We start from the raw sequence: 11,294 nt of genomic DNA on the forward strand, positions 1-11,294 counted from the left end.
CGCGTGCTCCCGCAGGGCGCCGGCCAGCCGCGGCGTGAGGCCGTCCCCCAGCTGCGGCGCGGCCGCCGGCTCGCCCGCCGGTCCGGACGCCCCGGCGGCCCGCAGGACGCCCTCCAGGTCGCCGTGGGCGGCCAGCAGGCGGGCCGCGGTCTTGGCCCCGATCCCGGGAGCGCCCGGGATCCCGTCCGACTGGTCCCCGCGCAGCGCGATCAGGTCGGTCACCTGATCGGGCCGCACGTCCAGCATCTCGCGCACGCCCGGCTCGTCGACGGTCACCAGCCCCGGCCCGCGACCGGCGGGCCGGCGGACGACCACCTGCTCGTCGACGCAGGCGAGCAGGTCGCGGTCGCCGGTGACGATGATCGACGGCTGCCCGTCCGCGGCCCGGCGCCTGGCGAGGGTCGCCATCACGTCGTCGGCCTCGAGGTCGCCGCCGTCGCGCACCGCCCAGCCGAACGCCGCGCACAGCGCCGGCGCCTGGGCCCAGCGGTGGCGCAGCGCGTCCGGCATCGGGTCGCGGTGGGCGTGGTAGGCGGGCAGCAGCTCGATCCGGTGGCGGGCCTCCTCGGCGCCGGTCGCGCAACAGACCGCGGCCGGCTCGTGCTCGGCGATCTCGGCCAGGATCGCCCGCACCGTCCCCAGCAGGGCGCCGATCGGCTGGCCGTCGGCGCCCTTGATGCTCGACGGCAGCGCGAAGTGCGCGCGGTAGAGCATCCACGGCAGGTCCAGGAGCAGCAGCGGCGCGGTCACGCCGCCAGGCTAGCGCCGCGGCCGGCTCACCTGCGCCCGCGCGAGACGTGGATCGCGATCGGCTTGCTCGTCCGCTTGCCGGCGGCGTAGGACAGCTTGACCACCCGGCCGCGGCGCGTCGTCGAGCGGACCTTGCGCACCTTGCCCGCCTTGCAGCCGGCCTTCCTCAGCTGCTTGCGGGTCGCCGTCAGGGTGGCGCCGCGCTTGACCTTGGGGACCTTGCAGGCCTTGGCGCCGGGGCCGTCGGAGCCCCTGGGGCCGTCGGAGCCGCGCTCGATCGTCTCGCAGTTGGCGAGGACGTCGATCGCGTCGGCCACGACCCGGTCGTTGCCGTTGCCGCAGTCGATGCTGTCGCGCTCGCCGTCGCGGGCCTCGATCACGTCGTTGCCGTACTGGCCGCGGCACTCGGCGAAATTGCACGACCCCGGCCCGGCGTCGGCGACGACGGTGTCCCGTCCCGGTCCCGGGACGATCCGGTCGTCGCCGTTGCCGGCCTCGATCGAGTCGTCGCCGCCGCGACCCTCGATCACGTCGTCGTAGTCGTAGGAGCGCAGCCGATCGGCGCCGGGGCTGCCGATCAGGGTGGTGCTGGCGGCGCCGGTCCCGTTGACGTCGAAGGTCACCGGCGTACCCGCCGCGACGAGCCGCGCCGCCTGCCGGATCTTGATCGTCTCGACGCCGACCACGTTGTCGCCCTCGCCCGGGCGGCCGTCGTCGGCGACGCCGTCGAGCGTCACCGTGACGCCGTTGGTCGGCTTGTTGGCGTCGTACCAGTCCGAGTCGATCGTGTCGCTGCCGGCGCCGCCGTCGATCACGTCGCTGCTGAGCGTGCGCCCGCCCGACAGCACGTCGTCGCCGTCGTCGCCGTGGACCTGGTCGTTGCCGTCGTCGCCGTCGAGGGTGTCGTTGCCCGGCCCGCCGTGCAGCACGTCGGCGCCGTCGCCGCCCTCGATCGCATCGCCGCCGTCGCCGCCGTCGATCGCGACCGAGCGGGCGCCGGTCGGCCCGCGGAGCTTGTCGTTGCCCGGGCCGCCGTCGATCGCGATCGGCCCGGCGAGCGGGATCTCCTCGCCGACGTTGACCTCGTCGTCGCCGTCGCCGGTCTCGATCCGGACGCCAGTCAGGCCGGCCGCCTTGCAGCTGGCGAAGTACCAGCCCATCGCGGTCGAGACGGTGCAGGTCAGCCCGGACCCGACCGTCGGCTCGACCACGTCGCTGATCAGGACGGCGCCGGAGTCGAAGTCGTCGCCGCGGACCGCGACGTGGTTGCTCTCGCCGGCGCCGGCGCGGAGGACCATGGTCGACCCGTCGAGCTGTAGCTGAGCGGCGCTCGCCGAGGCCGCCGGGAGGAGCGCCCCGGCCAGCAGGGCGAGCGGGAGGAGCAGGCTGCGAGATCGCATGGGCCGCCACGCTAGGCGGCCGCGACGGCGATCTCGTCGGCCGCGCGAGCGATCGTGCGTGGACCCCCGGTCGCCGCCGGTCGTCCTCGTTGCGGAGCCCGCGTCCTCCGCCCGGAGGACGCGGACGGCGGCCCGCTCAGGCGACGCGCTCGAGCCGCTCCTCGAACCGCTCCATCTGCAGCAGGTGCTGGTGCGACGGGCAGTACGGGGTCCCGTTGACGGGCTCGCGGCGGCACGGCGTGCTGCTGCGGGTCGTCGCCTGGCAGCTGGGCGTCGTGCCGGCGAGCGCGTGGGCCAGCTCCGGCCGCTCGCGCAGCTCGTGCGCCAGCGGCTCGAGATCGCGCTCCAGCGTCTGCCAGAGCCGCGCCTGGACCGTCATCGGGTAGAGGGTCCGAACGTCCTGGAACAGCGTCCGGGCGGGGTGCGCGAACAGCTCCGGGTCGGTCACGAGGCGCTCGATCGTCGCCTCGCAGGCCTCGAGGATCCGCTGACGGGCGGCTGGCGATCCGCCGGCCGGCAGGTTGCGGACGAGGTCCCTGTAGATCGCACGACTGAGGTGGTGATACATGGCGTCATCAGGACGCTAGCCCCGCCGGGGTTGGCCGCTCCAGCGATCCTCATGCAACCCTCATGCGGGCGGCGCGCCCCGCGACCGGCCGCCCGGCGTCGTCAGCCGGTCGGCTGGGGCTGCCCGCCGCCGGGCAGGTCTCCGGGCGGGGCCGGCGGCCCGGGCGGCAGCAGCCCGAACGGCGGTCGGCCGCCGGGACCGCTGCCCGTGCGGCGACCGGCATCGCGGCGCCGGCCCTGGACCCAGCGACGACGGCGCCGGGCGCCGGGCAGCTTGCGGAACGCGTCCAGGTAGGCGCGCCAGAGGAACGGCTCGCGGACCAGCGTCCAGCCGAGCGCCGCGATCTCGTAGCCGACGATCCACGGCGCGTGGCGCAGGAACCCGCCGCAGGTCTCGTTCTTGAAGACCATCAGCAGCCGGTTGGTGAACTGCAGCCGGCGGTGCGCGCGGTCGACGCGCCCGCGGGTCGAGGGGCTGTAGAAGCGCTTGTGCCAGGCGACGGCGCGCGGCTCGTAGCGCGCCTCCCAGCCGAACAGCTGGGCCCGCCAGGCGAGGTCGGCATCGGTCGCCCACAGGCCCATGTCCTCGTCGAGGACCTCGAGCCCGAACGCGCAGTCCTCGAGCGTCGCGCGCCGGTAGAGGACGCAGGCGCCGTCGCCGCCGAAGACCGGGCCGGTCCGCGAGTAGCGCGCCGGCAGCTCGCCGTGGCCGACGAGGGTGTTCTTGCGCCGGCGGTCGATCGTCATGCCGGCGGCGTCGAGCTCCTCGGTCCGCTGCTCGGGCTCCATCCCGGTCGCGCGCAGCAGGCGCGGGACGATCGAGCCGAGCGCCGGGTTGTGCAGGTGTGGTCGCAGCGCGTCGAGGAAGCCCTCGGAGAGCACGCAGTCGGCGTTGCACCACAGCACCCAGTCGCCCCCGCAGGCCGCGATCCCGGCGTTCATCGCCGCGGCGTACCCGCGCCGGCGCGTCAGCCGCAGGCGCCGCGCCCCGTAGCGCTCGCACAGCTCGGGAGTCGCGTCGGTGCAGGCGTTGTCGATCACCACGACCTCGTCGGCGCCCTGGGCGCAGGCGGCCGGCAGCGAGTGGCGCAGCAGCGGCGCCTCGTTGACCGACAGGATCAGGATCGTGATGCGACTCACGGGACCACGGAACGGTAGACGTCCAGCGTACGCTCGGCGGTCCGGTCCCAGCTGAAGCTCGACGCGCGCTTCAGCCCCGCGGCGGCCAGCCGCTCGCGCCGCGCGAGCGCGTCGTGGAGCCCGCGGGCGATGTCCTCGACGTCGGTCGGGTCGAACAGCTCGGCCGCCCCGCCGGCCGTCTCGCGCAGCGACGGGATGTCGCTGCAGACCACCGGCACGCCCCGCGCCATCGCCTCCAGCAGCACCAGCCCGAAGCCCTCGAAGAGCGACGGGTGGACCAGCAGGTCGGCGCCGCGCAGCAGCCGGTCGAGGTCGAGGTCGGACACGTAGCCGCAGAGCTGCGCGCCGAGCGACCCCAGGCGCTCGGCGAGCGCCTCCTCGGCGCCCGGCGCCCCGCCGGCGGCCCCGACGATCACCAGCTCGTGCGGCAGCCCGCTCCGCTTCCACGCCCGCGCCAACCGCTCGAGGTTCTTCTTCGCCCGCAGATCGCCGATCGCCAGCAGGTACGGGGGCGCGTCGTCGCCGAGGATCGCCGCCAGCGCCCCGCTCGCCCACGAGTCGGGGCCGGCCGCCGGCGGCGCGCCCTCGAGCGGCGGCCCGCTGACCAGCGACGGCGCGTTGGGCACCACGTGGATCCGCCGCGGATCGGTCCCGTAGCGCTCGCAGACGTCGTCGGCGGTCGCCCGCGAGACGCAGATCACGGCCTCGGCGCTGGCGACCGCCCGGCGGGTGAAGGTCCGGTACTTCCAGCCGGTCCGGGGCGCGAAGTCGTCGCGATGGACCTCGAACGCCAGGTCGTGGACGGTGACGACCCCGGGGCAGGGCCGCCAGAGCGGCAGGAAGCAGTTGGGCGCGTGCAGCAGGTCCGGCGGATCGGCGCGCAGCCGCGCGGGCCAGCCGACCTGCTCCCAGGCCAGCTCCGGCAGCCGGCCCCCGCCCCCGTGGGCCCCGATCGCGACGTCGTCGCGGCGCCGCAGGGCGTCGAGCAGGTCGGCCGCGTAGCGCCCCCAGCCACGCCGCTGGGGATCGCGCGCGTCGCGGGCGTCGAAGGCCACGCGCAGGGTCACGAGACTCGCTCCAAGCCCTCGATCCTACGGACCCGCACGAGGCGGGCGGCCCCCGAGGTGGCGGGTCCGATGTGCTCGGATCACGGTCATCCGGTCGGCCGGACCACTACGATGCGCTCGTCCACCTGGTCCGTGGACCGCACGCGCGCCCCGGCTCGCCGATCCCCTTTCGCATGGCAACCACGACTGCGTCAACCGCCCCTCCGGCCGGCACCGTCCGGATCTTCGACATCGCGATCGAGCTCGACACGCCGTCGGCGCTGCTCGATCGGATCACCTCGTGGGTGGCCGAGCGGGCCCACGCCGACCCGAGCACCCCCGCGCGGCGGGTGATGTACGCCAACGCGCACGTGCTCAACCAGAGCTACGCCGTCCCCGAGCTGCGCGAGACGCTGCGGGCCGCCGACCTCGTCTACTGCGACGGCTACGGCGTGCGGCTGGCCGCGCGGCTGATGCAGCTCGACTCGCCGCACCGGATGACCGGCGCCGACTGGATCTGGGACCTGGCCGAGCTCTGCGAGCAGCGCGGCCTGTCGCTCTACCTGCTGGGCTCGGAGCCGGACATCGCGCGCCAGGCGGCCGACCGGCTGCGCTCGCGGCACCCCGACCTGCGGATCGCCGGGACCCACCACGGCTACTTCGACCCCGACAGCCCCCACGGGGAGCGGGTGCTCGAGGACATCGAGCAGAGCCGGCCCGACATCGTCCTGGTCGGGATGGGCAGCCCGAAGCAGGAGCTGTGGGTCGAGCACGTCGCCCAGCGGGTCTCGACCTCGGTCCTGTGGACGGTCGGGGCGCTCTTCGACTACGTCTCCGGCCTGGTGCCGCGCGCGCCGTCGTGGATGGCCGACAACGGCTGGGAGTGGGTCTTCCGCCTGGCCGTCGAGCCGCGGCGGATGTGGAAGCGCTACCTGCTCGGCAACCCGGCCTTCCTGGTCCGGATCGCCGACGAGACGCACCGCCTGCACCAGGCCCCGGCCGCGCCGCCGCCACCCGCGGCCGCCGGTGCGCCGGCGGCGCCCGTCGGCTGACGGACGCGCGCGGCTCAGCGGCGCATGCCGCGCAGGACCAGGTCGGCCAGGCGATGGGCGGAGCGGGGACCGATGCCGCCGAGCTCGCGCACGGCGCAGAAGGCCAGGCGCAGGTCCTCGTGGGACGCGTCGTCGCGCAGGACGCCGGCGTCGCGTGCCCGCTCGACCATCAGCGCCAGCGCCTCGGTCGCCCCGGCGCGGGCGGCGCGCACCGCCTCGCTGGCGAACGCGGCGTCGTTCCACGCCGTCTGCGACAGCGCGTCGGCGACGCAGTCGTCGACCGTCGCGTGGGTCGCGGCCGCCAGCGCGGCCCACGGGTCGTCCGCGTCGAGCGTGGCGAGGAAGCGCGCGCGCAGGACGGTCGAGCGCCCGATCACGAGCGTGGCGATCAGCTCGTCCTTGCTGCCGACCTGGCGGTAGATGCTGCCGACGCCGACGCCGATCGCCTCGGCCAGGGCCGGCATCGACACGTCGGTCCCGTCGCGGGCGAACAGCCGGTCGGCGACCTCGAGCGCGCGGGCGTGCTTCTCCGTGGCGGTGAGCGACGACCACGGTGGAGCCGGAACGGGCATTCCGCTAGGCTACTCGCTCGGCCGCCGGAACGCTCGTTCCGGGCCCGCACGCCGCGGCCGCGAAGAGGAGCACGCATGCCACCGCTGAAGTCCCGCACCGTCACCCACGGCCGCAACATGGCCGGCGCCCGCGCGCTGCTGCGGGCGGCCGGCGTCGACGGCCGCGACCTGGGCCGCAAGCCGATCGTCGCGGTCGCCAACTCGTACACCCAGTTCGTCCCCGGCCACACCCACCTGAAGCCGGTCGGCGAGATCGTCGCCGACGCGATCTCCGAGGCGGGCGGGATCCCCCGCGAGTTCAACACGATCGCGGTCGACGACGGGATCGCGATGGGCCACGGCGGGATGCTCTACTCGCTGCCGTCGCGCGACCTGATCGCCGACAGCGTCGAGTACATGGTCAACGCCCACTGCGCCGACGCCATGGTCTGCATCTCCAACTGCGACAAGATCACGCCGGGGATGCTGAACGCGGCCCTGCGGCTGAACATCCCGACCGTCTTCGTGTCGGGCGGCCCGATGGAGGGCGGCACCGCGACGCTGGTCGACGGCACGGTCCGCAAGCGGATCAACCTGGTCACCGCGATCGCCGACGCCGTCGCCGACGAGGTCTCCGACGAGGACATCGCGATCATCGAGGAGCACGCCTGCCCGACGTGCGGCTCGTGCTCGGGCATGTTCACCGCCAACTCGATGAACTGCCTGACCGAGGCGCTCGGCCTGTCGCTGCCGGGCAACGGCTCGACCCTGGCCACCCACACCGCCCGCCGCGCGCTCTACGAGGACGCCGGGCGGGCCGTGGTCGACCTCTGCCGCCGCCACTACGACGAGGGCGACGCGTCGGTCCTGCCGCGCGCGATCGCGACCCGCGAGGCGTTCGAGAACGCGATGACCCTGGACATCGCGATGGGCGGGTCGACCAACACCGTCCTGCACCTGCTGGCGGCCGCGCAGGAGGCCGAGCTGGACTTCGCGATGAGCGACATCGACGCGCTCTCGCGGCGCGTGCCGTGCCTCTGCAAGGTCGCGCCGAACGGCACCTACCTGATGGAGGACATCCACCGGGCGGGCGGGATCCCGGCGATCCTCGGCGAGCTGCAGCGGGCCGGGCTGCTGCACCAGGACGTCCACGCCGTCCACGCGCCGACGCTGGCCCAGTGGCTGGCCGAGTGGGACGTCCGCGGGCCGAAGCCGAGCGAGCGGGCGGTCGACCTGTTCCACGCCGCGCCCGGCTGCAAGCGGTCGGCGGAGGCGTTCTCGCAGTCCGAGCGGTGGGAGTCGCTCGACGTCGACGCCGCCGAGGGCTGCATCCGCGACCGCGAGCACGCCTACTCGCAGGACGGCGGGCTGGCGATCCTCTACGGCAACCTCGCCGAGCGCGGCTGCGTCGTCAAGACCGCCGGCGTCGACGAGTCGATCCTGGTCTTCCGCGGGCCGGCGGTCGTGGTCGAGTCCCAGGAGGACGCGGTCGACGCGATCCTCGGCGGGCGCGTCAGCGAGGGCGACGTGGTCGTGATCCGCTACGAGGGCCCGCGAGGCGGTCCCGGGATGCAGGAGATGCTCTACCCCACCTCGTACCTGAAGGGTCGCGGGCTCGGAGCGGCGTGCGCGCTGATCACCGACGGCCGCTTCTCCGGCGGGACCTCGGGCCTGTCGATCGGCCACGTGTCGCCCGAGGCGGCATCGGGCGGTGCGATCGCGCTCGTCCAGCCGGGAGACACGATCGCGATCGACATCCCGGCGCGGACGATCGCGCTCGAGGTGGACGACGAGGAGCTGGCCGAGCGGCGGCGGGAGCTGGAGGCCGCCGGCGGCTACGTCCCCGCGGGGCGCGAGCGGGCCGTCTCGCCGGCGCTGCGGGCCTACGCGGCGATGGCGACCTCGGCCGACACCGGCGCCGTCCGCGACGTCGACGCCGTCGAGCGCGCGGTCGCCGCCTACGCCCAGCAGGGCGAGGGCGCGGCGATCGGCTGAGGGGGCGTTGGGGCAGCCGGGGCGGGGCGCGACCGATCAGCCGCCGCGCGGGGCGCGGGCGTAGGACGCGGGGGCGCGGGCGTAGGACGCAGGGGCGCGGGCGTAGGACGCAGGGGCGCGGGCGTAGGACGCAGGGGCGCGGGCGTAGGACACGGGGGCGCGGGGCGCGGTTGCCCCTCGAATCGCTGTCTCGCACACCCGCCCGTCACGAGACGGCGGTCCGTCGCCCCCAAGCCGCCCGATCGCCGTCTCGCCCCGAGCCGTCGCCGAGACGACCTTCGCTGGCGCGGCGCCGTGCCTCCTTGCCCGGAGCAGGACGTCAGGCGTCCGTCGGCCGCCCGGCCGATCGCCGCCTCGCGCCGATCGCGCCATCCCGCTCCGCCTCGAATCGCCATCTCATCAGGCGCCCGGCTCCCAGAGGGCGATCCGCTGCCCCAGGGCCGCTCGATCGCCATCTCACCCCGAGCGGCTCACCGGGACGGCAGTCCTCGGGGCCTACCCCGCTCCTGCCGCCTGCCGCTCCGCAGGTGCCACCGGCCGCGGGTGGATGCCTGACGTTCGTGGGCCGACGAGGTCGTGGACCCGGCCCACCCGGCTCAGCGAGCGCCGTGCTCGGCACCGGCAGTCGCCGCCCGCCCGCTAGAAGCCGGGGATCGTCGACGGGTTGGCCGTCAGCTGGCCCCGGGCGTTGCGCCGGCGGGCGGCGTCGGTCAGGGGGTGGGGCTGGACGAGCCGGTCGGACGCCGTCCGGGGGACGGTCCGATCCGCGGCCGCCGGCAGCTTCATCCGCCAGATCGCGAACTGGCCGTTGGCGAACAGGGGGTCGCCGGCCGACCAGCGCGGCGGCGGGATCGGCAGGCCGTTGGCCAGGTCGTGTCGCAGGCCGAGCACGTAGTCGGCGCGGCGGCCCTGGGCCGCGACCGCGTAGGTGGTGTCGCTGGAGACCGGGTCGGTGGCCGCCAGCGGGTGGTCGCGGGCGAGGAACAGCGTCGCCCACAGCTGGGTGCCCGACGCCGGCAGGTCGACCAGGACCGACGAGCCGTGCGGCAGCGCCCCGCTCCAGACCTGGATGTCCTGCAGCTCGGAGGTCACGTTGATGCCGGTGCCGCGCAGTTCGTCCCGCGAGGCGGAGAGCGCCGGGATCGACCAGCCGAGGAGCACCGCCAACCCCACGACGAGCAGCGCCGGACGGCGGCTGCGGACCATCGCGAGCGCCCCGCCGAGGGCCAGCGGCAGCAGGATCAGGGCGGTGAACGTGACGTGCTTGTAGTCGACGTACTCGGCGGTATCGCGCTGGCGCAGCAGCGCGTCGACGATCAGCAGCAGCGCCGCGACGACCGCCCAGGGCTTCCAGAAGCGGCGGTCGGCGACCGCCAGGCCGACGACGGTGACGAGCCCGATCGCGACCGGCAGCAGCCAGCTGCCGGCGTCGATGCCGAAGGCCGATCCGGCGTCGGGGAAGACGTTGACGTCGCCCTGCCAGAAGTCGCCGTCGCCGCTGAGGAACTGCGACAGGACGCCGGCGACCTTGCCGAGCGCCCACAGCACCGAGAGCCCGAAGAAGAGCAGCAGCAGCGGCCAGACCCGCCGCAGCCGCCGTCGCAGGCCGGCCGGCACGTGCGGACGGCGACGGACGGCGACCGCGATCGCCACGACCGCCACCGCGACGTACGGCAGGGTCGTCGGATAGGCGATCAGCCCGAGCAGCGCCAGTCCCAGCGCCAGCGCCCCGGCGCGCCCGTCCTCGTCCCGCAGCCAGGCCCACGCCAGCGCCAGCGCGGAGACCAGGAGCAGCATCCCCCAGACCTGGTTGTAGTACGGGTGCAGGACGCTGTAGAGCGTCGCCGCCGAGCCCCCGATCGCCAGCGCGACCAGGCCGGCGGCCCACCCCGGCAGGCGGAACGCGATCGCCGCCAGCAGGCCGGCGCCGGCCGCCATCGACATCGTCAGCACGGCCAGGAACGGGCCGAACATCTGGATCGGGCCCGTCAGCCCCAGCTCGGTCGCCGCGCCCAGCGGGTGGAAGATCGGGATCCGGCCGGCCCAGGCCTCGGGGACCTTGTCGAGCGCGGTCGCCAGGTCGGTCTTCAGCGGGTAGGACTCCTGCAGGAACCAGACCACGCCGACCACCTGGTGGGCGTCGGGGTTGTTGCCGAAGACGGTCAGCAGGTGAGTCCAGATCACCGGCACCAGCGTCAGCAGCCCGGCCCCGGCGGCGCCGAGCAGCAGCGCGCCGCTGCCGGCCCAGTCGGCCCGCGGCCCCGGGCGCCGCAGCGACCAGATCGCGGCCAGGCCGGTCGCGACGAGGAACAGCGCGGTCGCCGGCCGCGGCGGCAGGCCCAGCAGCGCCAGCACCGTCAGGCCGAGCATCGCCCCCGCCAGCCCCAGCGGCAGGACCAGGACCGGCCACCACGCGGCGAGGCTATGCGGGGTCAGGCGGCGCGCCAGCAGCACGCCCGGGACCACGACCACCAGCAGCGCCGCGACGACGTAGCGGGCGGTCTGCAGCAGCAGCTCCGCGTCGAGCGACACGTCGCGCGCGCTGAGCGCGTAGGCCAGCACCGCCACCACCAGCGCCGCGACCGCGGCGACCGTCCACCACGGGGTCCCGGATCGCTCGGGCGCGGGCGCGCCGGCGGGCGGCGCGGGGGCCGCGGCGGTCACGGATGCCTCGACGGACTGCACGCGCTCAGGGTAGGGGTCGCGGTGGCGTGCGGGCGGAGCGCTCTGCCGCCGCCCGCACGCCACCGTCGGCTCACGGCGCGGCCGGCGACGTCGCTCCCGGCGTCGCGC

At 75.3% G+C, this 11,294-nt stretch carries 9 protein-coding genes; 2 read left to right on the forward strand and 7 right to left on the reverse strand.

Translation table 11 applies throughout. From position 1 onward, the window contains the following. The 5 genes from PAI11_RS03565 to PAI11_RS03585 all read right to left on the reverse strand — a co-directional run. Window positions 1-750: 5'-3' exonuclease (locus tag PAI11_RS03565; protein WP_280109756.1), on the reverse strand; the 750-nt coding region annotated here is incomplete at its 3' end. 26 nt (window positions 751-776) lie between these two features. Beyond that, window positions 777-2,150: a calcium-binding protein gene (locus PAI11_RS03570; protein WP_040598109.1), complete on the reverse strand. Its 1,374-nt coding sequence runs from the start codon at window positions 2,148-2,150 to the stop codon at window positions 777-779. Between the two features lie 136 nt (window positions 2,151-2,286). Next, entirely contained in the window at window positions 2,287-2,718 is a 432-nt protein-coding gene (locus PAI11_RS03575) for a hypothetical protein (RefSeq protein ID WP_007570937.1), read from the reverse strand. A 101-nt stretch (window positions 2,719-2,819) separates the two neighbouring features. After that, window positions 2,820-3,857: a glycosyltransferase family 2 protein gene (locus tag PAI11_RS03580; RefSeq protein WP_007570939.1), complete on the reverse strand. Its 1,038-nt coding sequence runs from the start codon at window positions 3,855-3,857 to the stop codon at window positions 2,820-2,822. Next, a complete protein-coding gene (locus tag PAI11_RS03585; protein WP_040598112.1) occupies window positions 3,854-4,924 on the reverse strand; it encodes a glycosyltransferase family 4 protein in 1,071 nt (356 codons plus the stop codon). The genes PAI11_RS03580 and PAI11_RS03585 overlap by 4 nt, the downstream gene beginning before the upstream one ends. Before the next feature lie 173 nt (window positions 4,925-5,097). Between PAI11_RS03585 and PAI11_RS03590 the strand changes: the two genes are divergently transcribed. Next, window positions 5,098-5,955, forward strand: coding sequence for a WecB/TagA/CpsF family glycosyltransferase (locus PAI11_RS03590; protein ID WP_007570942.1), 858 nt, complete (start codon window positions 5,098-5,100; stop codon window positions 5,953-5,955). Between the two features lie 14 nt (window positions 5,956-5,969). Here PAI11_RS03590 and PAI11_RS03595 read toward each other — a convergent pair whose 3' ends face one another. Beyond that, window positions 5,970-6,527, reverse strand: a complete 558-nt coding sequence (locus PAI11_RS03595; protein ID WP_007570944.1) for a TetR/AcrR family transcriptional regulator — start codon at window positions 6,525-6,527, stop codon at window positions 5,970-5,972. Window positions 6,528-6,602: 75 nt separating this feature from the next. Between PAI11_RS03595 and ilvD the strand changes: the two genes are divergently transcribed. Continuing rightward, complete coding sequence (gene ilvD / locus PAI11_RS03600; protein WP_007570946.1) at window positions 6,603-8,501, forward strand: dihydroxy-acid dehydratase; 1,899 nt, start codon at window positions 6,603-6,605, stop codon at window positions 8,499-8,501. A 639-nt stretch (window positions 8,502-9,140) separates the two neighbouring features. On the opposite strand, the gene PAI11_RS03605 is transcribed toward ilvD, so the two are convergent. Next, complete coding sequence (locus PAI11_RS03605) at window positions 9,141-11,186, reverse strand: hypothetical protein (protein ID WP_007570947.1); 2,046 nt, start codon at window positions 11,184-11,186, stop codon at window positions 9,141-9,143. Window positions 11,187-11,294 lie beyond the last annotated feature (108 nt).

Source organism: Patulibacter medicamentivorans, from assembly GCF_000240225.1.
Taxonomy (GTDB): Bacteria; Actinomycetota; Thermoleophilia; order Solirubrobacterales; family Solirubrobacteraceae; genus Patulibacter; species Patulibacter medicamentivorans.

Coding starts and splice junctions, on each gene's coding strand:
- PAI11_RS03570 (WP_040598109.1), bottom strand. CDS start 2,150: ATGCGATCTCGCAGCCTGCTCCTCCCGCTCGCCCTGCTGGCCGGGGCG.
- PAI11_RS03575 (WP_007570937.1), bottom strand. CDS start 2,718: ATGTATCACCACCTCAGTCGTGCGATCTACAGGGACCTCGTCCGCAAC.
- PAI11_RS03590 (WP_007570942.1), top strand. CDS start 5,098: ATGGCAACCACGACTGCGTCAACCGCCCCTCCGGCCGGCACCGTCCGG.
- PAI11_RS03595 (WP_007570944.1), bottom strand. CDS start 6,527: ATGCCCGTTCCGGCTCCACCGTGGTCGTCGCTCACCGCCACGGAGAAG.
- ilvD (WP_007570946.1), top strand. CDS start 6,603: ATGCCACCGCTGAAGTCCCGCACCGTCACCCACGGCCGCAACATGGCC.